The 25,545-nt window shown below is 68.0% G+C and carries 28 protein-coding genes; 20 read left to right on the top strand and 8 right to left on the bottom strand.

Annotated features, from left to right (window positions below; genetic code table 11):
* Positions 1 to 32 precede the first annotated feature (32 nt).
* The 8 genes from IU450_RS17990 to IU450_RS17955 all read left to right on the top strand — a co-directional run bounded on the left by IU450_RS17990 (position 33) and on the right by IU450_RS17955 (position 6,269).
* Complete coding sequence (locus tag IU450_RS17990; protein ID WP_195150905.1) at positions 33 to 908, top strand: CoA transferase subunit A; 876 nt, start codon at positions 33 to 35, stop codon at positions 906 to 908.
* On the top strand, positions 908 to 1,666 hold the full coding sequence (locus IU450_RS17985; protein ID WP_195150904.1) for a CoA-transferase subunit beta: 759 nt from the start codon (positions 908 to 910) through the stop codon (positions 1,664 to 1,666). Before IU450_RS17990 ends, IU450_RS17985 begins: the two co-directional genes overlap by 1 nt.
* Entirely contained in the window at positions 1,663 to 2,757 is a 1,095-nt protein-coding gene (locus IU450_RS17980) for an NAD(P)H-dependent flavin oxidoreductase (protein WP_195150903.1), read from the top strand. The genes IU450_RS17985 and IU450_RS17980 overlap by 4 nt, the downstream gene beginning before the upstream one ends.
* Before the next feature lie 362 nt (positions 2,758 to 3,119).
* On the top strand, positions 3,120 to 3,560 hold the full coding sequence (locus IU450_RS17975) for a YbhB/YbcL family Raf kinase inhibitor-like protein (protein WP_324197720.1): 441 nt from the start codon (positions 3,120 to 3,122) through the stop codon (positions 3,558 to 3,560).
* A gap of 303 nt (positions 3,561 to 3,863) precedes the next feature.
* Positions 3,864 to 4,187: a WXG100 family type VII secretion target gene (locus tag IU450_RS17970; RefSeq protein ID WP_195094740.1), complete on the top strand. Its 324-nt coding sequence runs from the start codon at positions 3,864 to 3,866 to the stop codon at positions 4,185 to 4,187.
* Complete coding sequence (locus IU450_RS17965) at positions 4,184 to 4,477, top strand: WXG100 family type VII secretion target (RefSeq protein ID WP_195150901.1); 294 nt, start codon at positions 4,184 to 4,186, stop codon at positions 4,475 to 4,477. The genes IU450_RS17970 and IU450_RS17965 overlap by 4 nt, the downstream gene beginning before the upstream one ends.
* A gap of 6 nt (positions 4,478 to 4,483) precedes the next feature.
* Positions 4,484 to 5,959, top strand: coding sequence for a hypothetical protein (locus tag IU450_RS17960; protein ID WP_195150900.1), 1,476 nt, complete (start codon positions 4,484 to 4,486; stop codon positions 5,957 to 5,959).
* Positions 5,960 to 5,972: 13 nt separating this feature from the next.
* Positions 5,973 to 6,269 (top strand): hypothetical protein, encoded by a 297-nt coding sequence (locus IU450_RS17955; protein WP_195150899.1) that lies wholly within the window; start codon positions 5,973 to 5,975, stop codon positions 6,267 to 6,269.
* 203 nt (positions 6,270 to 6,472) lie between these two features.
* On the opposite strand, the gene IU450_RS17950 is transcribed toward IU450_RS17955, so the two are convergent.
* The gene (locus tag IU450_RS17950; protein WP_324197719.1) at positions 6,473 to 6,949 is read right to left on the bottom strand and encodes a MarR family winged helix-turn-helix transcriptional regulator; all 477 of its coding nucleotides are present in this window, start codon (positions 6,947 to 6,949) and stop codon (positions 6,473 to 6,475) included.
* A gap of 103 nt (positions 6,950 to 7,052) precedes the next feature.
* Here IU450_RS17950 and IU450_RS17945 point away from each other — a divergent pair, with 103 nt between their 5' ends.
* Complete coding sequence (locus IU450_RS17945) at positions 7,053 to 7,424, top strand: VOC family protein (RefSeq protein WP_195150897.1); 372 nt, start codon at positions 7,053 to 7,055, stop codon at positions 7,422 to 7,424.
* 145 nt (positions 7,425 to 7,569) lie between these two features.
* On the opposite strand, the gene IU450_RS17940 is transcribed toward IU450_RS17945, so the two are convergent.
* On the bottom strand, positions 7,570 to 8,412 hold the full coding sequence (locus IU450_RS17940) for an NAD(P)-dependent oxidoreductase (RefSeq protein WP_228834735.1): 843 nt from the start codon (positions 8,410 to 8,412) through the stop codon (positions 7,570 to 7,572).
* A gap of 423 nt (positions 8,413 to 8,835) precedes the next feature.
* Between IU450_RS17940 and IU450_RS17935 the strand changes: the two genes are divergently transcribed.
* The 5 genes from IU450_RS17935 to IU450_RS17915 all read left to right on the top strand — a co-directional run bounded on the left by IU450_RS17935 (position 8,836) and on the right by IU450_RS17915 (position 12,542).
* Positions 8,836 to 9,417 (top strand): DUF3558 domain-containing protein, encoded by a 582-nt coding sequence (locus IU450_RS17935; RefSeq protein WP_195150895.1) that lies wholly within the window; start codon positions 8,836 to 8,838, stop codon positions 9,415 to 9,417.
* Between the two features lie 9 nt (positions 9,418 to 9,426).
* A complete protein-coding gene (locus IU450_RS17930; protein ID WP_195150894.1) occupies positions 9,427 to 9,807 on the top strand; it encodes a hypothetical protein in 381 nt (126 codons plus the stop codon).
* A complete protein-coding gene (locus IU450_RS17925; protein WP_195150893.1) occupies positions 9,804 to 11,117 on the top strand; it encodes a hypothetical protein in 1,314 nt (437 codons plus the stop codon). The genes IU450_RS17930 and IU450_RS17925 overlap by 4 nt, the downstream gene beginning before the upstream one ends.
* Positions 11,110 to 11,889, top strand: coding sequence for an ESX secretion-associated protein EspG (locus IU450_RS17920; RefSeq protein ID WP_195150892.1), 780 nt, complete (start codon positions 11,110 to 11,112; stop codon positions 11,887 to 11,889). The genes IU450_RS17925 and IU450_RS17920 overlap by 8 nt, the downstream gene beginning before the upstream one ends.
* A gap of 152 nt (positions 11,890 to 12,041) precedes the next feature.
* Positions 12,042 to 12,542 carry a hypothetical protein gene (locus IU450_RS17915; RefSeq protein WP_195150891.1) on the top strand — a complete coding sequence of 167 codons (501 nt, stop codon included), beginning with the start codon at positions 12,042 to 12,044 and terminating at the stop codon, positions 12,540 to 12,542.
* Between the two features lie 97 nt (positions 12,543 to 12,639).
* Here the strand turns inward: IU450_RS17915 and IU450_RS17910 are convergent, their stop codons facing one another.
* The 5 genes from IU450_RS17910 to IU450_RS17890 form a co-directional block, all read right to left on the bottom strand.
* Complete coding sequence (locus IU450_RS17910; RefSeq protein WP_195151083.1) at positions 12,640 to 13,794, bottom strand: acetyl-CoA C-acetyltransferase; 1,155 nt, start codon at positions 13,792 to 13,794, stop codon at positions 12,640 to 12,642.
* Between the two features lie 49 nt (positions 13,795 to 13,843).
* The gene (locus tag IU450_RS17905; RefSeq protein ID WP_228834778.1) at positions 13,844 to 14,401 is read right to left on the bottom strand and encodes a TetR/AcrR family transcriptional regulator; all 558 of its coding nucleotides are present in this window, start codon (positions 14,399 to 14,401) and stop codon (positions 13,844 to 13,846) included.
* 88 nt (positions 14,402 to 14,489) lie between these two features.
* Positions 14,490 to 15,263 carry a hypothetical protein gene (locus tag IU450_RS17900; RefSeq protein ID WP_228834734.1) on the bottom strand — a complete coding sequence of 258 codons (774 nt, stop codon included), beginning with the start codon at positions 15,261 to 15,263 and terminating at the stop codon, positions 14,490 to 14,492.
* Between the two features lie 199 nt (positions 15,264 to 15,462).
* The gene (locus IU450_RS17895) at positions 15,463 to 16,278 is read right to left on the bottom strand and encodes an SDR family oxidoreductase (protein ID WP_195150889.1); all 816 of its coding nucleotides are present in this window, start codon (positions 16,276 to 16,278) and stop codon (positions 15,463 to 15,465) included.
* The gene (locus IU450_RS17890) at positions 16,275 to 17,492 is read right to left on the bottom strand and encodes an acyl-CoA dehydrogenase family protein (RefSeq protein ID WP_195150888.1); all 1,218 of its coding nucleotides are present in this window, start codon (positions 17,490 to 17,492) and stop codon (positions 16,275 to 16,277) included. The genes IU450_RS17895 and IU450_RS17890 overlap by 4 nt, the downstream gene beginning before the upstream one ends.
* 75 nt (positions 17,493 to 17,567) lie before the next feature.
* Here IU450_RS17890 and IU450_RS17885 point away from each other — a divergent pair, with 75 nt between their 5' ends.
* The 6 genes from IU450_RS17885 to IU450_RS17860 all read left to right on the top strand — a co-directional run bounded on the left by IU450_RS17885 (position 17,568) and on the right by IU450_RS17860 (position 24,907).
* Positions 17,568 to 19,121 (top strand): FadD3 family acyl-CoA ligase, encoded by a 1,554-nt coding sequence (locus tag IU450_RS17885; protein WP_324197718.1) that lies wholly within the window; start codon positions 17,568 to 17,570, stop codon positions 19,119 to 19,121.
* On the top strand, positions 19,121 to 20,026 hold the full coding sequence (locus IU450_RS17880; RefSeq protein ID WP_195150887.1) for an enoyl-CoA hydratase: 906 nt from the start codon (positions 19,121 to 19,123) through the stop codon (positions 20,024 to 20,026). Before IU450_RS17885 ends, IU450_RS17880 begins: the two co-directional genes overlap by 1 nt.
* The gene (locus tag IU450_RS17875; RefSeq protein ID WP_195150886.1) at positions 20,026 to 21,168 is read left to right on the top strand and encodes an acyl-CoA dehydrogenase family protein; all 1,143 of its coding nucleotides are present in this window, start codon (positions 20,026 to 20,028) and stop codon (positions 21,166 to 21,168) included. The genes IU450_RS17880 and IU450_RS17875 overlap by 1 nt, the downstream gene beginning before the upstream one ends.
* A complete protein-coding gene (locus IU450_RS17870) occupies positions 21,165 to 22,196 on the top strand; it encodes an acyl-CoA dehydrogenase family protein (protein ID WP_195150885.1) in 1,032 nt (343 codons plus the stop codon). The genes IU450_RS17875 and IU450_RS17870 overlap by 4 nt, the downstream gene beginning before the upstream one ends.
* Positions 22,197 to 22,239: 43 nt before the next feature.
* Positions 22,240 to 23,295: an acyl-CoA dehydrogenase family protein gene (locus tag IU450_RS17865; RefSeq protein ID WP_195150884.1), complete on the top strand. Its 1,056-nt coding sequence runs from the start codon at positions 22,240 to 22,242 to the stop codon at positions 23,293 to 23,295.
* A gap of 214 nt (positions 23,296 to 23,509) precedes the next feature.
* Positions 23,510 to 24,907 (top strand): FAD-binding oxidoreductase, encoded by a 1,398-nt coding sequence (locus IU450_RS17860; RefSeq protein WP_195150883.1) that lies wholly within the window; start codon positions 23,510 to 23,512, stop codon positions 24,905 to 24,907.
* Positions 24,908 to 24,917: 10 nt separating this feature from the next.
* On the opposite strand, the gene IU450_RS17855 is transcribed toward IU450_RS17860, so the two are convergent.
* The gene (locus IU450_RS17855; RefSeq protein WP_324197717.1) at positions 24,918 to 25,520 is read right to left on the bottom strand and encodes a helix-turn-helix domain-containing protein; all 603 of its coding nucleotides are present in this window, start codon (positions 25,518 to 25,520) and stop codon (positions 24,918 to 24,920) included.
* Between the last annotated feature and the right edge of the window lie 25 nt (positions 25,521 to 25,545).

Raw genomic sequence — 25,545 nt, 5'->3', positions numbered from 1 at the left:
GAGAGCGCCGCCAACCAGGAGAGGAAACACCCATGCGAGACAAGCGGATGTCGCTCGACGAGGTCGTCGGCGAGCTGCGCAGCGGGATGACCATCGGCATCGGCGGCTGGGGGTCGCGGCGCAAGCCGATGGCGCTGGTGCGGGCCATCCTGCGTTCGGACATCACCGACCTGACCGTGGTGAGCTACGGCGGGCCCGATCTCGGGCTGCTGTGCTCGGCGGGCAAGGTGCGCAAGGCGTACTACGGATTCGTGTCGCTGGATTCGGCCCCGTTCTACGACCCGTGGTTCGCCGCGGCGCGCACCTCCGGTGCACTGGCCGCCCGCGAGATGGACGAGGGCATGCTCAAATGCGGGCTGGAGGCGGCCGCGGCGCGACTGCCGTTCCTGCCGATCCGCGCCGGGCTCGGCTCCGACGTACCCAACTTCTGGGAGGGCGAGCTGAAGACGATCGAATCGCCCTACCCCGTCGACGGCACGCCGGAGACTCTGATCGCCATGCCCGCGCTGAATCTCGACGCGGCGCTGGTGCACCTGAACCTCGGCGACGCGCACGGCAATGCCGCCTACACCGGCGTCGACCCGTACTTCGACGACTTGTTCTGCCTTGCCGCGCAGCGCCGCTACGTCTCGGTGGAGCGTGTGGTGGAGACCGACGAACTGGTGAAAACCGTTCCGCTGCAAGCACTGCTGCTCAACCGCATGATGGTGGACGGCGTGGTCGAGGCCCCCAACGGCGCGCATTTCACCCTCGCCGGTGACGACTACGGCCGAGACGAGAAGTTTCAGAAACACTATGTGGCAGCGGCGAAGACGCCCGAAACGTGGCAGCAGTTCGTCGACACCTACCTGGCCGGCTCCGAGGAGCAGTACCAGGCCGCCGTCCGCCGATTCGCCGAGGAGGCGTGATGACCACCACCGAGACCGTCACTCGCGCCGAGATCTGCGCGGTCGCCTGCGCGGACATCTTCAGCGGCGCGGGAGAGATCATGGCCAGCCCGATGTCGCCGATGTCGATCATCGGCGCGCGCCTGGCCAAGCTCACCACCGAGCCGGACCTGCTGCTGTCCGACGGCGAGGCGCTGCTGCTCGCCGAGACTCCCCCGCTGGGTGGCAAAGCGCCGATCGAAGGCTGGATTCCGTTCCGGAGGGTCTTCGACGTAGTGGCCTCCGGGCGGCGGCACGTGGTGATGGGAGCCAACCAGATCGACCGGTTCGGCAACCAGAACCTCTCGGCGTTCGGCTCGTTGCAGCAGCCGACGCGGCAGATGTTCGGAGTGCGTGGCGCGCCGGGCAATACGATCAACCATGCCACCAGCTACTGGGTCGCGCGGCACACGAAGCGCGTGTTCACCGACGGGGTCGACATCGTCTCCGGGGTGGGATACGACAAGGTCGACGCCGCTGACCCCGCCTACCGCTTCCATCACCTGCATCGCGTGGTGACCAACCTCGGCGTCTTCGATTTCGAAGGTCCCGGGCACACCATGCGCGCCCGCAGCCTGCACCCCGGCGTCACCGCCGACGAGGTCGCGGAGAACACCTCGTTCGAGATCGCCGGTCTCGCCGAGGCGGGCGAGACCCGGCAGCCGACCGCCGATGAGTTGCGGCTGATCCGGGAGGTGCTCGATCCCAAGAAGATTCGCGAAACCGAGGTCCCGTCATGAGCCCGCGCCTGCGCACCGCGCTGACCGATCTGGTCGGCGTCGAACACCCGATCGTGCAGACCGGCATGGGCTGGGTCGCGGGCCCGAGCCTGGTGTCGGCCACCGCCGAGGCCGGCGGCCTCGGCATTCTCGCCTCGGCGACGATGACTTTCGCGGAGCTGGAAGCGGCCATCGCGAAGACCAAGGCGCACACGGCAAAACCGTTCGGCGTGAACATCCGCGCCGACGCCGCGGACGCCCCGGAGCGGATCGACCTGCTGATCCGGGAGAAGGTGGCGGTCGCGTCGTTCGCGTTGGCGCCCAAACAGGACCTGATCGCGAAGCTGAAAGACGCTGGCGTGGTGGTGATCCCGTCCATCGGCGCGGCCAAGCACGCGGTCAAAGTCGCGTCCTGGGGCGCGGACGCGGTGATCGTGCAGGGCGGCGAGGGCGGCGGGCACACCGGCCCGGTGGCAACCACCCTGCTGCTGCCCTCCGTGCTCGACGCGGTGGACATTCCCGTGGTGGCGGCGGGCGGGTTCTTCGACGGGCGCGGCCTGGCCGCCGCCCTCGCCTACGGCGCGGCAGGCGTGGCGATGGGCACCCGGTTCCTGCTCACCCAGGAGAGCACCGTTCCCGACGCCGTCAAGCAGGAGTACCTGCAACGGCAGCTCCAGGACACGGTGGTGTCGCTCAAGGTCGACGGCATGCCGCACCGCGTGCTGAACACCGAACTGGTGCAGCGGCTGGAGCATTCGGGCCGCTGGCGGGGGCTGACCGCCGCGGTCGGCAACGCGGCCCGGTTCAAGAGCATGACCGGGATGAAGTGGTCCACCATGGTCCGCGACGGGCTGGCCATGCGAAAGACCAAGGACCTCAGTTGGTCCCAGGTCGTGATGGCCGCCAACACGCCGATGCTGCTGCGTGCCGGATTGGTCGAGGGCAACACCGAGGCGGGCGTGCTCGCCGCAGGACAGGTGACGGGGATCATCGATGACTTGCCCACGTGCGAGGAACTGATCGAGCGGATCGTCACCGAGGCGGTAGCGCGGATCGAGGCGATCTCGGCGCTCACCAGGAATCCGCACTCGGCGGCGGCGCGGTCCGAATGAGGAGCGGCGGCCACCGGTTCAGACGGTGGCCGCCGTTATCGCTATCGGAAAAGACCACCCGCTATCGGGACGACCCGCCCCGGTGTCAGGGCCCTGCGACCGGAGCCTCGCCCCGGCGGAAACCTCGGTCGGCGCGTACGTTCGCCCACGGCCGCCGATAACGGCATATTTGCCACCTGGCTTGGAGGTCGCCGCTCAGCGGCCTACGCTGGACTGACAACGACATACCGGGTTCGCCTGGTATCCGCCGCCGTCGTGCGCCGGTTCGTCCCGCTCGGGTTGCGACAGGTGAATCGCCGGACTCGATCACTGTTCCCTCCACTCGAGCGGAGGCCGCGATGCCCGCGACGAACGAAATCTCCGTGCGTAGTACCGCTTTCAACAATGGCGACCCGATCCCGGTGGTCTACACCTGCAACGGCAGAAACGAGCCGCCACCGCTGACCTGGACAGCTCCCCTACAAGCCGCCGGCCTCGCGCTGATCGTGGACGACCCGGACGCCCCGAGCGGCCTGTTCACCCACTGGGTGGTCAGCAATATCCCGCCGACCACCACGTCCACCGACGAGGGGCAGTCACCGGCAGGCGGGCTGGTCAGCCTGAACAGCGCGAACCGAGCCGAATACTTCGGCCCGTGCCCACCCGCCGGTACCGGCGTCCACCACTACCGCTTCATCGTGTACGCCCTCTCACGCCCCGTGCCGGTGGACACGGACACCCCACCGGACGAGGCGCGAACCGCGATAGTCGACGCGAGCCTCGGCGACGGACAGCTGATCGGCACCTATACGGCCGACCGGTGAATGTCCTGAAGCGGTCGCCGCACCGAACTGATCGGATCGTTCGACACGGTAGGGCGTGGCGCATTGCTTCGATCAAGTCCTGAAACCACTGACGCGCAGGAACTCTGACCCGCTATCGGCAACTCGATGCTGCTGTCCCTGTGCGTCGCAGGACAGCTCGGTAACCGTACGATCGAGAGCCGTTACGGCCTCGACCCCTGCCCTCGACCATCTCGAATGGAACCAACAAGGAGGTCGGTGCGTCCAAGAAGGCAAGATCGCTGATGCAAGAACGCTTGGCGTATCACGCAGACAGGGGATTGCATGACCGACACCGCAGGCGCCGACACCGATTTCGCGATTGTCCCGGCCGACGTGTCCGATGCGGGCCGCTATGTCCAGCAGGCCGCTCGAACGCTCATCAACGGCATCCGTTCGGCTGACACCGAGGTGGCCGGGCTCATGGCGACATGGCACGGCCCAGCCGCCGACGCCTACTCCGCGGCATGGGATGAGGCGCGCCGCGGTGCGGTGCGCATCCTCGAAGCGCTGGACGGCATGGGCGATCTACTCGGCGTCTCGGTGGATGCCGTGGTGTCGGTCGACGTCGACCGCGCAGCGAGCACGTCCTCACTGGAGTTGCCATGACGGCGGCGTTCGGTGTGGATCTGGCGCACCTGGACGCCGTGACCGCGCGCATCGGCGGATTGGCCGGATTCACCGAGGACACATTCACCGGGGTGGAGCAGCGCGTGACCGCGCTGCACCGCACATGGACCGGCGCCGCTGCGGCCGCACATGCCGAGGCGCACCGGGATTGGGCCGAAGGTGCGGCCGACGTGCGCGACGGCATCGCCGCGATGCGTGCCGCTGCCGCAGCGGCACATGCCGCCTACAGCGAGGCGATCAACACCAACATGCGGATGCTGGAGAGCTGAGCCCGCATGACCGTGATGGATCTGGACCCACAAACGTACTATTCGACAGCGAACAGATTGCAGGAAGCCGCGACGAACTGGTTTTCCGCTGTCGACGGACGTTTCGGGGCGCTGTCGAATTGCTCCAGTATGGCGGGAAGCTATACCGAGGCCCGGGAGTGGGCCGACGCCTACGACAACGGCGCCGCTGAGCTCCTGCGACAGACCACGCTCATCGCCGAAGCAGCGGGAAATTTCGCGTCCGTCCTCCAAACCGTGGGCTACAACTACGCGGTAGCCGATTTCACGGCGACCATCAACGCGGGCGGTTCCGGTCCGGAGAAACCCGCCGCATTCCCTCCTGCTGTATACCTGTGCCGCGTTCCACTGCCCAGCGCGGGCGGCCCGGGAAATGGGTTGGTGTCCGATTCGGTCGAGCTCATCGAGAAGATCGGTGTCACCGTCCCGGATGGGGATACCGACAAGTTGCAGGCTGTAGCGGATGCGTGGAAGCAGATCCAAGGCGATCCGGCCGTGTCCGGTTTCTCGGATGCGCTCGATCAGATCGCGAAGGAAATCGATCAGAACACCGCCCCGGAAATCTCGCTCATCGTCCAGAATTTAAACACTCTGCGGGATTCCGCGAACGACGCTGTTGCCGCTTTCGGCGAGTTCTCCACGGCGTGCCTGGACCATAAAGCCGATTTGAAAGACTTGCGGGACAAGCTGATCGTTCTGCTACAGGACCTCGGCAAGCAGATCGCCGCAGAAGTCGGCATCACGATTGCGCTGGCGGTGGCCGCGTCGGTGATTACGGCCGGTCTCGGCGCGGCGCTGGGTGCCGCACGGGTCACCCAGATCATCGCGCGATGCTCGGCACCTATTCGTGCGCTGGTCGACGGGTGGAAGATCGCACGGAAGGCCAAACCGTTCAGCGCCAATCGTCTCGGTGGCCTGGCGCAGAAGGAAAAAGAGTTACAGCGGCTCAAGCGGATGGGCCAGCAGGCGACGACGCCGACGCGGCCTGCGTCCCTCTCCCGTGCCGAGGTGGACGCGATCGCCGATTACTCCGGCTCGGGTCACCAGTACGCGAATCTCCCATTGCGGGCCGGGCGACCCCTCACCCCGGAACAGCAGCGCTATGTCGACACCCTCAATTCCGCGTTGGACAAACTGCCGAACCATCAAGGCCCGGTCACCCGCGTCACCAATTTGGAGCCCGAAGAACTCAACAAGTACTACGCGGCATACAACAGGAACGGAAATGTCACAGAGGACGCATTCACCAGCACATCACCATTGAAAGACGGCGGCGGTGTCCGAGAAGGCAATGTCGAATTCCGATATTTCTCGCAAACCGGTAAAGACATCACGCAGCATTCTGCACCAGGCAACCCTGAAGTGCTTTTCAAGACGGGCACCACTTTCAAGCCCACGCACATCGAAACCGACTGGACGACCGGCCGGACAGTCATTCAAATGATCGAAGTAGTGCCGAAGTAGACAGGAGAACATCATGGAGCATGAGCAGGAAACTTTCAGGGCTTTCGGTAAGACTTTTAGTCCGGGCAGCCCCGACGATATTCCTCCGGATGTGAGGGCCGCAGCAGAAGCGGCCTTCGCAGAGTTCGACGCGCGGCCCCCGCAAGTGAACTGGGACGATCTGCCCGAGCGATTCAAGGATGATCTGGCCGGTACCGAGAAAGACGAGTGGTATCGGCAATCGAACACCGAGGAAGCCCGCGACCGGCGCGAAGCGGAATGGTTGCGCCAAAAGGCGGAGTGGGAGCAGCGCCAACAGGACAACCCATAGGCGGGGTGCGCTCGAGCGTCCCGCGATCAGCCACCGGCCGACCCGATGCCAGCCGCGGCTACCGTGCTGAGACAGCCTGTCGCGGAGGCATTTACACCAGCTCAGCGCGCGCCTGAGAAGGTGGCGATCGGTGCCGCACAGTCGAATTTCGCCGCAAGCCGGGTTCGCAGTAGCGGCATTCGATTACGCCATGATGACGGGGTTCAGGTGGCTGCTTCGTCGGCCAGGCGTTGGAGGTAGGTGGCGAAGCGCCGGCGGTCGGGTTCGGCCCAGGTGGCGGTGAGTCGGTCGAAGCAGCGGCGTTGCCAGTCGTGGGAGGCGGTGAGGAGGTCGTGGCCGTCGTCGGTGAGGTGCAGGACTACGCGGCGGCGGTCGTGGGCGGAGTCGGTGCGGGTGAGGTAGCCCGCTGCCACGGCGTCGCGGACCATGCGGCTGGCTCCGGAGTGGTCGAGGCCGAGTTGGGTGGCGACGGTGGTGACGGTGGCTTCCTCGGCGGTGCACAGCGTGGCCGCGACGGCTTCGACGACCTGGACGTGTTGAGCCTGGCGCATGTCGTGATCCGGTTGCGCCGGAACGCCGGTCAGCGCTTGATTGATCCAGCGGCGGGACCAGAAGCGGACCAGCCGGAAGAGCGCGGGTCCGCCGTTCACCTCGGAGGCATCGGCGCTGGAGCGGTTCACGGCCGTCAACCTATCAGTACGCGAGTCGGGACACGGCTCGACATTACATGCGATACGCATATATATTTGCATGCGTATCGCATACAGATGAGCGGAGCGTGTCGTGCCCATCGTCCTGAATCACACCATCGTGCCTGCGGCCGACAAGCAGGTGGCGGCGAGTTTCTTCGCCGAGCTACTGGGGTTGGAGGTGGCGGCTCCGGCGGGGCCGTTCGCGCCGGTGCACGTGAACGAAGACCTGACCTTCGACTTCGATCAACGCGGGCAGGTAGAGCCCGGTCACTACGCGTTTCTGGTCGATGACGGCACTTTCGACGCGGTGTTGAAGCGCCTTTCGGAATGGGCGGACGTCGACTACGGTTCCGGCCCGGAGTACGGATGGGACCGGCGGATCAATCGCCTCGGTGGAGGTCGAGGAGTCTATGTGCGCGATCCCAATGGGCACAGCTATGAACTGTTTACTGCGGTGCCGTGAGCTGAGTCCTCGCGCCACCTTTCGACACAAGCCGATGCCCCGGAGCCGACGGGTTCCGCGACATGGTTGATCAACCACATACACGCGTGGCCGCCTCGGGCTGCAGGTGAGGGAGTGTGCGGCTGGTCTCCGCAGCGTCAGGTTCTCAGAAGGTGGCGATGGTCTCTATCAGGCTTGCGAAGCTGTCTCTGCCGTGGCCGGCTTCGATGCCTCGGTGCGTGAGCGATCTGATGAGTCGGGGGAGTTCGGTATTGATACCGCGCTCTTGGGCGGCTTGGATGAGGTGGTCCATGAGGGGTGCGTCGAGTTCGAGCCATTCCTCGTCGCCGGGGTACCGACCGTTGTCTATCTGTTGGCCGTAGTCGGCGATGACCGACGCGATCGTGGTCGACATCCAGTGATTCAGCAGTGGTGTCGTGGTTGTTGCGCGAACCTCGGCCGTGCGCAGCAGAGCTGCGCTGTACAGGTATCCGATCAGGGTCGCCCACGCGAAGTTCAGCATCGCGAGGTCGTAGAGCGCCGCCGTGCCGGGGTCCGGCCCCAGATAGGTCGCGCTACCCAATTGCCCGAGCAGTCGTTCGTGATGGGCGAACAGTTCTTCCGAACCGCTGTACACCAGCACTGTCTCGGGCTTGCCGACATGTTCGGGATGCGCCATCAGTGCACCATCGAGGTACCGGCCGCCACGTTCGCCCACCCAGGTGGCCAATTGCCGGGCCTGCACACCGGTGCCCGAGGTCACGTTCACCACGTCGCGGGATGCGATGTGCTGCTCGGCTTGTCCGAGTATCCGAGCCGCAGCGTCGTAGTCATCGACGCACACGACGACCAGGGACGCGCCGTCGAGAGCTGCATGCAGTGAATCCGCTCGTAGAACCGAACGCGGATGAGCGGTGTCGCCGTGCTCGTCCCAGAACGTGACCGCGCTGTCCATCGCAAGAACTTCGGCCAGCGCTGCTGCGCGGACGCCACGTCCGAGCACGGTCACGGATATCCCCGCAGGTGTACGCATCATGTCTTCTCTCGCATCGCTGCCCACCCGAAACCTGGGCGAAGGGCTTGGTGCGGCTACGCTAAACCTTCACATGGATGTGAGAGTCAAGTCGGAGAACCACGACAAGGCCTTCTAGCGCCCCTTCGCGAGCCGAGCGGTTACCGAAGCTACCGCGACAGCGATATCAACCGAGTCCGCCGCGGAGCGGCAGCGCTGAGGACGTAAGACGATCACCGTTGCACACGATCGTTGCTGGTGAGGTGCGTTGCACGACTTCACAATTGTGGTGGCGTGAATCAGCACCGAACTGGTTGCAACCATGGGGACGGGGCCAGTAGCGTCGATCTCAGCTTGCAGGGGGCGGAGAAGCCGGTCCGACCCCCGTCGATGCGGTACGGCACCGGCGGTGAGGAACCGATGACGAGCTGGGGGAAGGTTCTGCGCGGTGCCGCGCTCGCGTTCGGTGCCACTCTTGTTGTCGTGGGATGCGGCGATTCCACGGACTCGCCCTCGGCGACCACGACCACTGCTGTGGCGGCACCCTCCTCATCAGCATCAAAGTCGGCCGACCCCGACGCCGCCCTCTGGGATCCGTGCACGTTGCCGGACTCGGCAATCTCCGTCGCCGGCCTCAACCAGGCGACCAAAGAGAAGGATGTCGCCGGTGTGGATTTCACCGGGTGGAAGGTCTGTGGCTGGCAGGCGTCGGCGCGATGGTACGACCTCGGTGTCCTATCCGGAGCATTCGCTTTGGACGAAGTTCGTCAACGTCAGGACAAGGAGTCGTTCACTCCCTTGACCGTGGGCTCGCATCGCGCACTGCAATACCTGGACGTCGGTGACAGCAAGCGACTCAAATGCAGTGTCGCGGTCGAAAACGCCCACGGAACGGTCATCTTCAAGGTGACGACACGCTATTCGATCGGCAAACAAGGCGAACCGTGCCAGGAGGCAGGTCGTCACGCCGACGACCTGGTGCGTTACCTGCCCACGAACTGAGGAGGGGCGATGGCCATAGGGGTCGATCCGGCGGAATGGCGCAGACTGCTGGACCAGGCGAACGCTGGTGAGCTGATCCTGCATCCGGATGTCGGCAAAGGTCTGGATAAAGCTTGTGATGACTACCTCGATCGTCTCGATGACATCATGCGAATGACCGACAGGATCATTGATGTCACCGGGTTCGGCCCCTTCCCGTCCGGTGTGGCGCTACAAGAGAAGTTCAAGCTGAAATCAAGCGGAACCGAGCAATCCCTGGACGCCGTCCTCATGCAGCACATCGACGCGGTGAAGATCGCGAAAGAAGTTGTGGCCAAAGCTATTGCGAACTTCGTGGAGCTGGACCGGTCCAGGGCCGACCAGTTCACCGGTTTGGATGCCACCCCATGACCTACGAGGAGTACCGCGAGCGGATCATCGCCGCGCAGGAGCAGTGGAATCGGGAGCGCGACACGATCTACGACTTCACCAGTCGGTTGGGGACGTCGTTTCAGGGGGAATACGAGCCGCCGCGGATTCCGGGGCCGGACAACTACGACAGTATGACGTTGGCGCAGATGGTCGATGCCGTGAACGCGATGCGGCCGGGGACGGTGCGGGAGGCGTCCGAGGCATGGTTGAACATCGGGATGAACCTGACCGGTGCGATTCAGGCGTTCAACGAGCAGTTCGGCCGCACCGTGACCGGCGACGGCACCAATCCGGGCTGGACGGGCCAATCCGGCAAGGCGGCCGCTGACGCGGTTACGAACTACCGGAACCAGTCGGGGGATCTGGCCGATGCCGCCGCCCTGGTGAGTTTCAAACTGTCCGAGATGCATACCGGCCTCGAGCAGACGCAGGCGTTGATGCCACAGGCCACCGAACGCCCGGACCTGGCGGGTAAGACATTGCCCCAGGACGGCGTCATGAAGGCGGGCGATTACACCGAGGAGGAAGCCACGCAGGAGGCGCGGCGGATCCTGCGCACGGTGTACGGGCAAGTCGCCACTCAGACCGACCACGGCGTGCCCGTCCTTCCGACCGCTCCGCAGATCGTGGCGGATTCCGGGCAGCAGCCGGGTACGGCGTCATCAGGTACGTCGAATTCCTCTGGACCACAGGCAACGTCCGACTCCGGCAGTTCCGAAAGCTCGCAACCGGCGTCCACCGAACAGTCCGACGGCGACCAGCAGCAATCGCCCGAGACCGACCCGGCCGCCACCACGCCGCAGGCGGTCACTCCGGCGGGTGTCGACCAGCCGACCAGCGTGCAGCAGACCACCTCGAACACGCCGTCGACCTCACCGAGCAGCACCAATACGCCGACCCCGGCCCCCAACACCGCAGTTCCGACGGCGCTGGGCCGACCCGGCACGACGCGCCCGAACACTCCCCCGCGCCCCACCACCCCGAGCGTTCCCGGCACCCCGAATACCACCGGCACTCCTGCACCGGGCCGCAATATCCCGGCCGGTCCGCAGCAGCCGAGCGTGGTTCCGACCGCCACGGCAACGGGCCACCCGACGGCTCGAGCCGGCGCGGCAGGCACGTCCGGCATCGCACCGGGAATGGCGGCTCGCGGCAAGGACGACGAGCGGGAGACGTCGGGAGCCAAGGACTACCTGATCAATCAGCACAACGGCGAGGAAGTCACCGGTCTGGATTCCTTGCCGAAATCGGTTCCTCCGGTCATCGGTGGAGACAACCCGAATGGCTGACTGGCGATTCACCGGGCAGGAATTCGAGATCCTCTGGGCCGCCTATGGTCGCGACCGGCTGCCCTACCCGCTGCAATACCGGCCGGAAGAGATGGATTTCGCCGATCTGAAGCGTCAGCGCGAGGCGGCGGTCGACGCGCTACTCGGTCGATACGCGGTCGACCTGGAACGGGCGCTCGACGTATTGCTGGAACCGGAGGTCCGCGTCGAGTCCAAAGGGATGGGTGGCTCGGACATGTCGATCGTTTTCCGTTTCCACGGGGCCGTGCGCGGGAGCATCGGCGCCACTCTGGTCCAGCTTCCCGGTACAGCGCCGGACACCGGCGGTGACGTGATCGTGAGTTATTGCACCGCGCAACGAGTCGCCGCGAAAGCGGTCGCCGCGCTGCCCAAGATGCCGGCGGGCACACACCCTCCGATCGAAGTGCGCCGGGAAGAAGTGGCCGCCGACCGGGAACGGCCGGTCCGCAAGCCGTACGAGATCGGCGTCGTCGCGCAGTTGGACCGGATCTTCAAACGCGAGCGCCTCGGCCTCGGTGAGATCACGGTGCTCGCGGGCCCGGCGGTCGATGCCCGCCCGGGTTTCGGACGCGGGTTCTGGTGGATGGACTACGCGGACGGCCGCTACTACGTCAAGACCGGCGACCCCATCGTCGCAAAGCCCCTCGAACCCGCCGCAATGGCGGCCGAGATCAACCGCCTCGCCGTCCTGACCCAGCGCTACTACCGCGAAGACCGCGAACACGACGAGTATCTGCGCTCCCAGCGATAGGACTTTCCGAACAAATCGGGTGTGCGTCACGGCGGAATGTCGACCTTGTCACGACGGCGATCAGGGCGTGGCGAGCCTGAGGAACCCTGTTCGCGCCGGTGCTAATTTCGCGCTGCTCCACCAACGAAACCGATCACCAGGGAGGTTCGGTAGTGGGAAAGTCATCCGTTCGAACCGCCGCGACGGTAGCGGCGGTCGCCGCGGGCGCGTTGACCGTGGGACTCGTCGCGCAACCCGCCGCGAGCGAGACGATCGGCGGCGGGCCGGTCGCGTATCTGGCACAGGACGAAACGCAGGGACAACCCGGCGCGAGTAACGCCGACGAAGACGAAGACAAGGGAAAAGGAAAGGGGAAGGGCAAAGGAAAAGGTAAAGGCAAGGGGAAAGGTAAAGGCGAAGGCGGCGAAGGCAAGCCCGCCGCCCGCGCCGACGAGGACACGGACTCGTCCGGAAGCCCGGCCGCCCGTGGCGACGAGGGGACGGACTCGTCGGCAGGAACCACCGCCCGCGGCGACGAAGAAACCGACCCCGCCGGCAGGCCCGACGCCCGCAGCGACGAAGAAACCGACTCCTCCGGGAACTCCGCGAGCCGCAACCCCGTCAACGACGGTTCGTCACAGGGTCAGTCGGACCACGAGGTGCAGTCCGACTGAACTGAACCCGGCCCCGCGTGCGGCGTCGAAGACCGACAATGCGTGCCGAGCGGCACGTCGGACGACTCGATCTCGCCGACGTGCCGCTCGTCGCCGGTCAGCGGGGCAGGCGCTCGATGATGGTCGCGTTGGCCGTGCCGCCGCCCTCGCAGATGGTGAGCAGGCCGTAACGGCCCTCGATCCGCTCGAGCTCGTTGAGCAGCGTCGCGAAAAGCTTTGCGCCGGTGGCCCCGAGCGGGTGGCCGAGGGCGATGGCGCCGCCGTTGACGTTGACCTTCTCCGGGTCGGCCCCGGTCTCCTTCAACCAGGCCAGCACCACGGGCGCGAACGCCTCGTTGATCTCGATGACGTCGATGTCGTCGATGGTGAGACCGGACTTCTCCAGCGCCCACTTGGTCGCCGGAATGGGAGCGGTGAGCATGAAGATCGGGTCCGCGCCGCGCGCACTCACGTGGTGGATGCGCGCTCGCGGCGTCAACCCGTACTCCTGGACTGCCCACTCCGAAGCGAGCAGGGTGGCGCTGGCGCCGTCGGAGATCTGGCTGGCCACCGCGGCGGTGAGCGGGCTGCCCTCGGCCAGCGGCGGCAACGACGCCATCTTCTCCAGGCTGGTCTCGCGCGGCCCCTGGTCGATCCCGAAGTCGCCGACCGGAACGATCTCGTTGTCGAAGCGGCCGTTCTTGATCGCGTCGCGGGCCCGCTCGTGGCTGCGCAGCGCCCAGCGCTCCATCTCTTCCCTGCTGATGCCCCACTTCTCGGCGATCAGCTGGGCCGCGCGGAACTGCGTCACCTCGCCGGTGCCGTAGCGGTGGTCCCAGCCCTGAGCGCCGACGAACGGGGAGTCGAAACCGTACTCCTTGCCGGCGAGCATGGCCGCGGAGATCGGGATGGCGCTCATGTTCTGCACACCGCCTGCGACGATGACCTCGGCGGTGCCGCTCATGATGGCCTGCGCGCCGAAGTTGATGGCCTGCTGGCTCGACCCGCACTGGCGGTCCACCGTGACGCCGGGAACCTCTTCGGGGTATCCGGCGGTCAGCCACATGGTGCGGCCGATGTTGCCCGCCTGCGGGCCGACGTTGTCGACGCAACCGACGATGACGTCGTCCACGACGCCCGGGTCGATCGGGCCGCGGTCCAGCAGGCCGCGCAGCGCGGCCGCACCCAGATCGGCCGGGTGCACGCCCGCCAGCGCACCGCCGCGCTTGCCGACCGGTGTGCGTACCGCATCGATCACGTAGGCGTCCCGCAGCGGGGCATACGGACGGCGGGACGTGGAAGGTGCTGACATGTGAGGACTCCTACGTGGTGCGCTCGGGGACGGTGAGCCCGTCGAGCACGATGGTCAGGTACTGCTTGGCGAGGTTCTCGACGGTGATGGAGCCACCCGGCTGGTACCACCGCACCGCCACCCACACCGTGTCGCGCAGGAACCGGTAGGCCAGTTCGACGTCGAGTTCCGCCCGGAAGCTGCCGTCCTGGACGCCGTTGGTGAGCACCCGGTGCCACAGCTCGCGGAATTCGCGGTTGTAGTCGGCGATGTAGGTGAACCGCTCCGAGGCGCGCAGCCGCTTCGCCTCGGCCTGGTAGATCGCCACCGCGGCGTGCCAGCGGTCGAACGACTCGTAGGACGCGAGCACCAAGGCTTCCAAGGTGTCTCGCGAACTCAGCCCGGAGGCGACGATCTCGCGGTAGCGGCCGAACAGGTCGTCGAGGAATCCGCGCAGGATCTCGTCCACCATCGACTCCTTGGAGTCGAAGTGGTGATAGAGGCTGCCCGATAGGATTCCGGCCGCGTCGGCGATGTCACGCACTGTGGTGGCGCGCAATCCCCGCTCGGCGAACAATTCGGCCGCCATAGCGAGCAACTCGCTGCGCCGTGCTGATTTGGAGGCGTCTGGTGCGGTCACACGGCCATCATACAACCAAGCATTTGCTTGGGCAGCATTATCGGGCCGAGTAGCGCAGCGGCGACGAGACGGAGAGGTCGGCGAGCAGGCGATCACAGATGACCACCGGCGAGACGCCTGCCCGTGCCATCCGCGCGACGAGCGCCAGACGACGTTCGCAGCTGTCCCACTCGACGGTGAGCTGACCGCGGTCAGGGCCCGCGTCCACCGTGGCCATCACCCGTGGTGGCCCGCCCCGCACCGGCTCCTCGATCAGCTTGAGCACCATGCCGCGCTGCCAGGCGTGATAGGTGTCCATATCGGCGCCGATCACCAGCTTGTCGGTGGCCGCGCACAGCCCCTGCGCGATCTCGTCCGCGAAAGTCACCCGATCGAAGCGGAACTTCCGGCATTTGGCGACCACCGCGAGCAGATCCGCGCGCACCTCACACAGCAGAGCCGTTTGACGCTGTCTGCGGCGCTCCTGTTCGGTGTCGGCGCCCTCGGCGCTGAGCCCGATGCGGCGGGCGCGATCGCGGTCGCGCGCCAGATCGGCCCGTAGCGCGCCGCGCGGGTCGCGAGCGACCTCGCCCTCGTCGACGGCGTGTTGCTCGAGAATGCGCACGGCGGCCGTGGCGACCGTGCGGACGGAGGTGTGCTCGATGAGCTCGGCGCCGAGGGTGAGCGCCGAGAGCACGAGGCTGTCCAGTCGTCGCCTGGCCAGCACGACTTCGCGCACCACGTCGAGTTCCAGTTGTTCGCGGGCAGGTGGGCGATCCAGGCCCATAGCCATCGCCCCCTTGAAGAGCGCGGATCCGATCTCATCCAGCATGGCACACCTCGGCGGCCTCCTGCTCGCGCTTTTCCAGCTGATCAGCCGCCCATTTTGCGCAGGGTGCGCGATGCGAGAAGGCGATCGCAATACGGCGCGCGAGGCCCGTCCCGAACAGTCGAACAAGCGGCTGCTCGGCGGTCGCCGGGTGCGCTCGTCCGCCCGCCAGAGAGCGGACGAGCCCGGAAAACCGTGTGGCTCAGGCGCGCTGGCTGCTGATCGAGACCACCTCGCCGGTCAGGTAGGTGGTGTAGTCACTGGCCAGCATGGCGATCGTCGCGGCGACCTCCCACGGCTCGGCCGCGCGGCCGAACGCCTCCCGTTCCGACAGCCGGTCCAGCAACTCGGTCGAACTGACCTTGTCCAGGAACGCGTGCCTGGCGATGCTCGGAGCCACCGCGTTGATCCGGACGCCGAGTTCGGCGGCCTCGACCGCGCTGCACCTGGTCAACGCCATCACGCCCGCCTTGGCGGCGGCGTAGTGCGCCTGGCCGTACTGTGCGCGCCAGCCGAGCACGCTGGCGTTGTTCACGATCACGCCGCCGTGGCCCGCCTCGCGGAAGTAGCCCAGCGCGGCACGCGTGCAGCGGAAGGTGCCGTTGAGGGTGATGTCGAGGACGCGGTCCCACTGCTCGTCGGTCATGTCGACCACGGGCGTCTCACCGCCCAGACCGGCGTTGTTGACCATGACGTCGATCCGGCCGACGGCCTCGGCAGCGCCGCGCACCAGCGCGTTCACCTGTTCGGTGCTCTGCACGTCGCACGCGATCGAGGCGACCCGCCGGTCCGGGAACTCGGCGGCCAGCTCGGTCGCGGTCTCCGCCAGCCGCCGCTCGTGCCAGTCGGAGACCACCACGTCCGCGCCCTCGGCCAGCAGCCTGCGCGCGGTGGCCGAGCCGATGCCGGTGCCCGCGGCCGCGGTGATCACGGCGGTGCGGCCGGTCAGCAGGCCGTGCCCCGCGACGGGCGCGGGGGCGACCGACAGCGGCGCCGGACGGCCGGCCCCGGACGTCACGGGCGAGCCTCGCGCGGTAGGCCGAGCACCCGCTCGGCGATGATGTTGCGCTGCACTTCGTTCGAACCTCCGTAGATGGTGTCGGCGCGGGTGAACAGATACAGCCGCTGCCATTCGTTGAGATCGTCCTCGCCCGCCACCAGGCCGCGAGCGCCGAGCACCGCCATGGCCAGCTCGCCGAGCCCGCGATGCCAGTTGGCCCACAGCAGTTTCGCCACCGAGGCCTGGCCCGCGCCGTCGTCCACGCCCGCGCCCTCCATCGTGCGCATGGCGTGCGCGCGCAGGACGCGCAGCCCGACCCAGGCCCGGTCGATCCGGTCGGCGATCAGCGGGTCGTCGGCCGCGCCGGTGCGGCGGGCCAGCGCCTCGATGTCGGCCAGCTCGCGGGCGAACCGGATCTGCTGGCCCAGGGTGGAGATGCCGCGCTCGAAGGTGAGCGTGCCCATGGCGATGCGCCACCCGTCACCCGGCTCGCCGACCACCAGGTCGGCCGCAGTGCGGGCATTGTCGAAGAAGACTTCGTTGAACTCCGAGGTCCCGGTCAGCTGGATGATCGGGCGCACGTCGACGCCCGGCTGCTTCATCGGAACCAGCAGGTAGGACAGGCCCTTGTGCCTGGCGGACCCGCGCTCGGTGCGGGCGATGACGAAGCACCAGTCCGCGACGTGCGCCAGCGAGGTCCAGATCTTCTGCCCGTTGATCGACCACTCGTCGCCGTCCAGGTGCGCGGCGGTGGTGATGGCGGCCAGGTCGGAGCCCGCCCCGGGTTCCGAGTACCCCTGGCACCACAGTTCGCTGACATTGCGGATGCCGGGCAGGAACCGGTCCTTCTGGGCCTGCGTGCCGAAGGCGAGCAGGGTCGGGCCGAGCAATTCCTCGCCGACGTGCGACACCCGCGCGGGCGCGTCGGCCTTGGCGTACTCCTCGTGGAAGATCACCTGCTGGCGCACCGTGGCCTCGCGGCCGCCGTACTCCTTCGGCCAGCCCAGGCAGGTCCACCCCGCCGCGGCCAAGTGCCGGTCCCAGGCCAGGCGTTCGTCGAACGCCTCGTGTTCGCGGCCGGGACCGCCGAGGCCGCGCAGCTCGCGGAATTCGCCGTTGAGGTTCTCCTCCAGCCACTCGCGCACGTCGGCGGCGAATCGCTCGTCCTGTGCGGCGGAAAACCGCCCGTCCGGCGCGGCGGTATCGGATTCTGAGGTCTGGATCGCACCCACGCCGGTAGGATAACCTACCAAGCACTTGCTTTGTAGAGCACTCGCATAAGTGGCTCGCGGACGGTAAGGACAACCGTGACAACCCCTGCACAGACGACACCGATGGCACTGCACCACGCCGCTCGGACCTTCGGCGACGCCCCCGCTATCGCCGACGGCGAGGTCCGGCTGGACTGGGCCGGGCTGCTCGAGGCGGTCCAGGAGGTCGCGCGAGCGCTCATCGCACGCGGCGTGCGGACCGGCGACCGCGTGGCCATGTGGGCGCCGAATACCCACCACTGGGTGATCGCCGCGCTGGCCGCGCACTACGCGGGCGCGGCACTGGTGCCGCTGAACACCCGCTACGTGGCCGACGAGGCCGCGGACGTGCTCGGGCGGGTGCACGCGAAGGCGCTGTTCATCGCGGGACCCTTCCTCGGCCGCGACCGGCTCGCCGAACTGCGCACGACGGCGCCGGACCTGGCCATCGATACGGTGGTGGTGATCCCGGCCGAACCGGGCACGGAGAACACCGACATCGCCGCGCTGGACTGGTCGGAACTCGCGACCGTCGCCGAGCAGGTGACCGCGGCCGACGCGCAGAAGCGCGCCGAGTCGGTGCGTCCGGACGACCTGTCCGACATCCTGTTCACCTCCGGCACCACCGGCCGCAGCAAGGGCACCCTGGTCGCGCACCGGCAGGCGCTGTCGGTGGTGCGCGCCTGGGCCGAATGCGCCACGTTGCGCGGCGACGACCGGTACCTGGTGGTGAACCCGTTCTTCCACAACTTCGGTTACAAAGCGGGCATCCTCGCCTGCCTGGTCACCGGTGCCACGATCATCCCGCAGGCCACCTTCGACGTGCCGGAGACGATGCGGCTGATCGGCGCGGAGAAGGTCACCGTGCTGCCCGGCCCCCCGACCATCTACCAGACGATCCTGGACTTCCCGCGCCGCGCCGAGTTCGACCTGAGTTCGCTGCGGGTGGCCGTCACCGGCGCGGCGACGGTGCCGGTGGTGCTGATCGAGCGGATGCGCTCGGAACTGGCCTTCGACGTCGTGATCACCGCCTACGGCCTGTCCGAGAGCGCGGGTTTCGGCACCATGTGCCGCGTCGAGGACGACGCCGAGACCATCGCGAACACCTGTGGCAGGCCGATCGCGGACTTCGAACTGCGCATCGGCGCGGCGGGTGAGGTCCTGCTGCGCGGACCGAACGTGATGCTCGGGTACCTGGACGATCCGGACAGCACCGCGGAGACGATCGACGCCGACGGCTGGCTGCACACCGGTGACATCGGCACGGTCGACGACCGCGGCTACCTGAAGATCACCGACCGGCTCAAGGACATGTACATCTCCGGCGGTTTCAACGTCTATCCCGCCGAGGTCGAACAGGCATTGGCCCGGCTGGACGGCGTGGCCGAGTCCGCGGTGATCGGCGTGCCCGACACCAGGATGGGCGAGGTGGGCAAGGCGTACGTGGTGCGCAAGCCCGGCTCGGCCCTCACCGCGGACCAGGTGCTCGCCCACGCGGGCACCGTGCTGGCCAACTTCAAGGTGCCGCGGTTCATCGAATTCCGCGATCAGCTGCCCTACAGCGCCGCCGGGAAAGTGCTCAAGCGTCAACTACGTGAGGAGAAGTCGTAATGTCGGAACCGGCAACCCCGGACGAAGGTCCGGCGATCCCGGACGAGGGTGAGGTCGTCACCTACGAGCGGCGCGGTCGCGTCGCGATCGTCACGCTGAACCGGCCGGACTACCGCAACGCGCAGAACTCGGTGATGACCTACGCGCTCGACGCGGCCTTCGAGCGCGCCGTGCAGGACCCCGAGGTCGGGGTGATCGTGCTGGCGGGCAACGGGAAACACTTCAGCGCCGGGCACGACATCGGCACGCCCGGCCGCGACCACCACGTGCGGTACCCGAACAAGGCCGCGCTGTGGTGGGACCACGTGGACCGGGCAGGTGGCGATCAGCGCTTCGCCCGGGAACTCGAGGTCTACCTCGGCATGTGCAGGCGCTGGCGGGAGATTCCCAAGCCGACCATCGCCATGGTGCAGGGCGCCTGTATCGCGGGCGGGCTCATGCTGGCCTGGGTGTGCGATCTGATCATCGCCTCCGACGACGCGTTCTTCTCCGATCCGGTGGTCCGCATGGGCATTCCGGGCGTCGAGTACTTCGCGCACCCGTGGGTGATGGGTCCGCGCGCGGCCAAGGAGTTCCTGTTCACCGGTGACCGGTTCGGCGCCGCGCAGGCCAAGGAGTGGGGCATGGTCAACCGGGTGGTGCCGCGCGCCGAACTGGAGGCCGAGACGCTGGCGCTGGCCGAGAAGATCGCCACGATGCCGCAATTCGGTCTCGCGCTGACCAAGAAGGCGGTCAACCAGGCCGAGGACCTGATGGGCATGCGGTCGGGCATGGACTCGGTCTTCGGCCTGCACCACTTCGCGCACGCGCACAACGCCGAAGTCGGCGCCGATTCGCTCGGCGGCATGAACGCCAAGTCGATGAAGGCTTCCGCGAGCACCGCAGAACAGAACGGAACGACGTAGTGGATCTGGATCTCGACCAGGCGACCCAGGAATTCCAGCGGGAGGTCCGCGAATTCCTGGCCGCGAACAAACCCGCGAAACCACTGCCCTCGATGGACACGAAAGCGGGATTCGAAGCGCACCGCGCGTGGGAGCGCACCCTCGCCGACGCCCGGCTCTCGGTGGTCTCCTGGCCGGAGGAATTCGGCGGGCGCGACGCATCGCTGCTGGAATGGGTGCTGTTCGAGCAGGAGTACTACGCGGCGGGCGCGCCGGGGCGGGTCAGCCAGAACGGCATATTCCTGCTGGCGCCGACGCTTTTCGAACACGGCACACCCGAACAGCTGGAGCGGATCATGCCGCGGATGGCCCGCGGCGACGACATCTGGGCGCAGGCCTGGTCCGAGCCGGAAGCGGGCAGCGACCTGGCCGGTATCCGCTCGACCGCACGGCGCACCAGCGGCGGCTGGGTGCTGAGCGGCCAGAAGACGTGGAGCTCGCGCGCCGCCTTCGCCGACTGGGCCTTCGGCCTGTTCCGCAGCGATCCCGAGGCCGAGCGGCACAAGGGCCTCACCTACGTGATGTTCCCCTTGACCGCCGACGGCGTATCCGTGCGCCCGATCCCGCAACTCGACGGTGAGCCCGGCTTCGCGGAGATCTTCCTCGACGACGTGTTCGTGCCCGACCGCGACGTGATCGGCGCGCCCGGCGAGGGCTGGCGCGTGGCGATGAGCACCTCCAGCAACGAACGCGGCCTCTCGCTGCGCAGCCCCGGCCGGTTCAGCGCCACCGCGCAGCGGCTGATCGAGCTGTGGCGCGAGGCAGGCGAGCAGGACAACACCGCCCAGCGCGACGCGGTGGTGGACGCCTGGATCGGCAGCGAGGCCTACCGGCTGCACACCTTCGGCACGGTCACCCGGCTGAACGAGGGCGGCAAGCTGGGCGCGGAATCCTCGATCACCAAGGTGTTCTGGTCCGAGCTCGATATCGCCATGCACGAGACCGCGCTCGAGGTGCTCGGCGCGTCCGCGGAGCGTTCCGGGCCGTGGACCGACGGTTACCTGTTCGCGCTGTCCGGCCCGATCTACGCGGGCACCAACGAGATCCAGCGCAACATCATCGCCGAGCGGCTGCTCGGACTACCGAGAGGAAGCAGCCGATGAGATTCGCGCTCAGCCCCGAACAACTCGACTTCGGCGCCAGCCTGCGCAAGCTGCTGGAGGCGGGGCGTACGCCCACCGCCGTGCGCGCGTGGGCTTCGGGTGACAGCGGACCTGGCCGCGCGCTGATCCGGCAGCTGGCCGAGGCCGGTGTGCTCGGTCTGGCCGTCGCCGAGCAGCACGGCGGCATCGGCGCCGAGCCGATCGATCTGGTCGTGGCGTTCCAGGAAATCGGCCGCGCGGCCGTGCCCGGACCGCTGGTGGAGACCGCGGCCGCGATTCCGGCTCTGCTGCAAGCACTTCCGGACCAGGAGCCGGCCGCGCGGTGGTTGCCGGGATTCGCGGAGGGCACGGCGCTGGGCACCGTCGCCTTCGCCTCGCCCGGCCCCGGCAACGTCGCACTGGACGCCGACGCCGCCGAGGTGGTCCTGCTGGCCGAAGCGAACCAGCTGGCCACCGGACACCGCGCCGGTCTGGTGCGATCGGTCGATCCCGCCCGCCGCCTGTTCGCGGTCACCGCGGTCGAGACCGTCACCGAGGGCGAGCAGGTCGGCGCGGCCGTCGCCGCGGGATTCGACACCGGCGCGCTGGCCTGCGCGGCGCAACTGCTCGGCGCCGGTAGGGCCCTGCTGCACGCGTCGACCGAATACGCCAAGCAGCGCAAGCAGTTCGGCAAGCCGATCGGAGAGTTCCAGGCCGTGAAGCAGAAGCTCGCGGACGTGCTGATCGCGCTGGACCTGGCCGAACCACTGCTCTACCGTGCGGCGCTGACGATGACCGGCCCCACCCGTGGCCGGGACGTCTCGGCCGCGGTGATCGCCTGCGGCGACGCGGCTCATCGCGCGGCTCGCGCCGCCCTCCAGGTGCACGGCGCGATCGGCTACACCGCCGAGTACGACCTCTCGCTGTGGTTGACCAAGGTGACCGCGCTGCGTTCGGCGTGGGGTACGCCGAACCTGCACCGTTCCCGGATCGCGGCGGCGCTGCGCGAGGACTCCGAGCGGGATCGCGCCGAGCGAGGTATCGCATGAGCACCCCGCGTGACTCCGCACGGCCCGTGCGGGAGGGCATCGTATGAGCACCGCCGAACACCAGGAATTCCTCGCGTCGGTCCGGGCGCTGCTGACCAAGCACGCCGGGTCCGCGGCCGTGCGCGCGGCGATGGACACCGAACTCGGCTACGACCCTGCGCTGTGGCGGCTGCTGTGCGAGCAGATCGGCGTCGCCGCGCTGGCGATCCCCGAGGAGTACGGCGGCTTCGGCGCGAGCCTCGTCGAATCCCTGCTGGTCGTGGGCGAATTGGGCCGCACACTCGCCGGGGTGCCGATGCTCGGCTCCGCCGTCCTCGGCGGGCAGGCCGTGCTGCTGTCGGGCGACGCGCAGGCGTGCGCGCGGCTGCTGCCCCAGGTGGCGGAGGGCACGCGCACGATCGCGGTCTGCTGGGCAGGCGAGCGCGGCTGGGACGAGCCGGGCGTGCGTGAGACGGACGGCGCGCTCACCGGGACCGCGCATTACGTGCTCGACGGGATGTCGGCGGACACCCTCGTCGTGGTGACCCCGACCGGTCTCTTCGAGGTCGAGCCCACCGCACCGGGCGTCACCCGGCGATCCGCGCCCACCATGGACCCCACCCGCAAGCTCGCCGAAGTCGGCTTCGCCGAAGTACAAGCGCGGCGGCTCGGCTCGGGCGAGCCGGCGGCGATCATCGCCCGGCTGCGGGAGATCGCGTGGGCCGCGCTGGCCGCCGAGCAGGTCGGCGCGGCGGACCGCTGCCTCGAGATGACGGTGGACTACGCCAAGTCCCGTGTGCAGTTCGGGCGGGTGATCGGCAGCTTCCAGGCGCTCAAGCACCGCATGGCGGACATGTACGTGCTGCTGGAGTCGGCCCGGTCCGCGTCGATCGCGGCCACCGCGGCGGTGGCGGCGAACAGCCCGTCGGCCGCCGAGGACGTCTGGGCCGCCCGCGTGCACTGCTCGGAGGCGCTCACCGCGATCGCGGCCGAGACCGTCCAGTTGCACGGTGGCATCGCGATCACCTGGGAGCACGACGCGCATCTGTTCTTCAAGCGCGCCCACGCGGATGCACAGCTGTTCGGCGCCGCACACCGTCCGGTGACGCAGCCCGCATGAGCCGGGGCAGCGGCGCACCGCTGTGATCGGCGGTGCGCCGGTCCGGAATTCTGCCCGGTGCGGACGCGATGAACTAAGATGTGACACGCGCCACACGCGCATGCTCGGGGGTGCGTTTTCGAGTGGCACCGCAGGTCGGGATCGGTGCCGTAGCGAGTCGAGATCGCGGCTCGCCTCCATCAAGTCGTCGGGGCCTACCAGCCGGGAGGATGCCATGACGCAAACAGTGAATTCCGATCTCGAGGTATTACGGTCCACCATGGACGGGCCGGTGTACGGCCCCGCGGACATCGGATACGACCGAGCCCGCGCCATCTGGAACGCGGACATCGACCGGCACCCGGCGGTGATCGCCCAGTGCCTGTCGCCCCGCGACGTGGCCGCCGCGTTGGCCTTCGCCAGGGACCGCGGGCTGGAGATATCCGTTCGCGGCGGCGCGCACTCCTACAGCGGGACCGCGGTCGGCGAGGGCGGCCTGATGATCAACCTCTCCGCACTGAAGGGCGTCGCGGTGAATCCGGAGACCGAGCGCGCCCGCGTCGGCGGCGGGGCGACGATGGCCGACATGGACGCCGCGACCCAGGCGCACGGGCTGGCGGTGACCGGCGGGGTGATCAGCGATACCGGCGTCGGCGGCCTCACCCTCGGCGGCGGCATGGGCTGGCTGACCCGGATGGCCGGGCTGGCCATCGACAATCTCGTCTCGGCGCAGGTGATCCTCGCCGACGGCCAGGTGGTGCGGGCGTCCGAGACCGAGAACGCGGAATTGTTCTGGGCATTGCGCGGCGGTGGCGGGAATTTCGGCGTGGTCACCGAATTCGAGTACCGCCTGCATCAGGTCGGCCCGGAAGTGCATCTCGGCCTGTTCTTCTGGGACATGCCGGACGGCACCGACGCACTCCGCCTGATCCGCGAGTTCATTCCGACGCTGCCGCGCCGGTCGGGAGCGTTGATAGCGCTGGCGATGTCGGCTCCGCCCGCGCCGTTCGTCCCGGAGCGATACCACGGCCGAGCGGGCCACGCCCTGATCGTCGCCGGTTTCGGCACCGCGGAGGAGCACGCCGCCGCGGTGGCGCCGATCCGGGACGCATTGCCGCCGCTGTTCGAATTCCTCAGCCCGATACCGTATGCCGGGTTGCAACGGATGCTCGATGAAGCGGCGCCGTGGGGCATCCGCGGCTACGAAAAGGCGCTCGACCTGGACGATTTCTCGAACGACGTCATCGCGGTGCTCACCGAGAAGGCCGCCGAGAAAACCGCGCCGCTGTCGTTCATGCCGATCTTTCCGCTCAACGGCGCGTTCAGCACTGTCGGCGAGGACGACACGGCATTCGGCGGGGCGCGCACCCCGCATTACGGGTGCAATATCAACGCGATCGCTCCCGACGCCGAGACACTCGCCCTCGACCGGGAATGGGTGCGCAGGACGTGGGAAGCGCTGCGCCCCATGGCGTCCAACCGCGGCGGCTACGTGAACTTCATGGCGGACGCGGACCACGGCCGGGTCCGCGAATCCTACGGAAGCGCCAAATACGCGAAGCTGGCCCGGATCAAGTCCCACTACGACCCGGGGAATGTCTTCCACCGCAACGCCAACATCGCACCCGGCTGACCCAGCCGGATCACCCGTCCGCGCGTGCGCGGGCCGCATCGGCGGTCCGCGGACGCAGGCCGTCGAGCACGATCTCCACCAGTCGCCGCCAGTCGCCGCTGCCACCGGCGATGGTCGCGGACAACGCGCCGACGATCATGTAGACGTCCGCCACCGTGCAGTCGTCTCGTAGCGTTCCCGCGGCGCGCTCGCGCTCGAGCAGTTCGCCGATCACAGTTTCGAGCGCGGCGCGGGATTCGCCCCTCGGCTCGCTGCCCGCCGACTGCCGCGCCGCCCCGATCGCCGCCGAGAGTCCACGATCGGCCGCCAGGACCGCGCCCACGTGGTGCAAGTAGCAGGCCAGGCCCGTGCCGGCCTCGGCAGGCAGGCATTGGGTGCGGGCGAAGTCCTCGATCTCGGCGAAGCGCTGTTCGGCGACCGCCTCGACGAGGTCGGCATGGGTGGGGAAATGGCGATAGACGGTGCCGACCCCGACTCCGGCGGCGCGAGCCACCTCCGGCAGTTGCACCGCCGCACCGCGTTCGGCGAACAGCGTGCGAGCCACGGCAACGATGCGGGTGCGGTTGAGCGCGGCGTCGGCGCGCTGCCGCCGGGGCGTCGATGGCCTTGACACTGGCGATCCCTCCATGTTTACGCTT

This window comes from Nocardia abscessus, from assembly GCF_015477775.1.
Taxonomy (GTDB): Bacteria; Actinomycetota; Actinomycetes; order Mycobacteriales; family Mycobacteriaceae; genus Nocardia; species Nocardia abscessus_A.
This window is presented reverse-complemented; position numbering and strand designations above follow the sequence as displayed.

Coding starts and splice junctions, on each gene's coding strand:
- IU450_RS17990 (WP_195150905.1), top strand. CDS start 33: ATGCGAGACAAGCGGATGTCGCTCGACGAGGTCGTCGGCGAGCTGCGC.
- IU450_RS17985 (WP_195150904.1), top strand. CDS start 908: ATGACCACCACCGAGACCGTCACTCGCGCCGAGATCTGCGCGGTCGCC.
- IU450_RS17980 (WP_195150903.1), top strand. CDS start 1,663: ATGAGCCCGCGCCTGCGCACCGCGCTGACCGATCTGGTCGGCGTCGAA.
- IU450_RS17970 (WP_195094740.1), top strand. CDS start 3,864: ATGACCGACACCGCAGGCGCCGACACCGATTTCGCGATTGTCCCGGCC.
- IU450_RS17965 (WP_195150901.1), top strand. CDS start 4,184: ATGACGGCGGCGTTCGGTGTGGATCTGGCGCACCTGGACGCCGTGACC.
- IU450_RS17960 (WP_195150900.1), top strand. CDS start 4,484: ATGACCGTGATGGATCTGGACCCACAAACGTACTATTCGACAGCGAAC.
- IU450_RS17955 (WP_195150899.1), top strand. CDS start 5,973: ATGGAGCATGAGCAGGAAACTTTCAGGGCTTTCGGTAAGACTTTTAGT.
- IU450_RS17935 (WP_195150895.1), top strand. CDS start 8,836: ATGACGAGCTGGGGGAAGGTTCTGCGCGGTGCCGCGCTCGCGTTCGGT.
- IU450_RS17930 (WP_195150894.1), top strand. CDS start 9,427: ATGGCCATAGGGGTCGATCCGGCGGAATGGCGCAGACTGCTGGACCAG.
- IU450_RS17925 (WP_195150893.1), top strand. CDS start 9,804: ATGACCTACGAGGAGTACCGCGAGCGGATCATCGCCGCGCAGGAGCAG.
- IU450_RS17920 (WP_195150892.1), top strand. CDS start 11,110: ATGGCTGACTGGCGATTCACCGGGCAGGAATTCGAGATCCTCTGGGCC.
- IU450_RS17905 (WP_228834778.1), bottom strand. CDS start 14,401: ATGGCGGCCGAATTGTTCGCCGAGCGGGGATTGCGCGCCACCACAGTG.
- IU450_RS17900 (WP_228834734.1), bottom strand. CDS start 15,263: ATGCTGGATGAGATCGGATCCGCGCTCTTCAAGGGGGCGATGGCTATG.
- IU450_RS17880 (WP_195150887.1), top strand. CDS start 19,121: ATGTCGGAACCGGCAACCCCGGACGAAGGTCCGGCGATCCCGGACGAG.
- IU450_RS17870 (WP_195150885.1), top strand. CDS start 21,165: ATGAGATTCGCGCTCAGCCCCGAACAACTCGACTTCGGCGCCAGCCTG.
- IU450_RS17865 (WP_195150884.1), top strand. CDS start 22,240: ATGAGCACCGCCGAACACCAGGAATTCCTCGCGTCGGTCCGGGCGCTG.
- IU450_RS17860 (WP_195150883.1), top strand. CDS start 23,510: ATGACGCAAACAGTGAATTCCGATCTCGAGGTATTACGGTCCACCATG.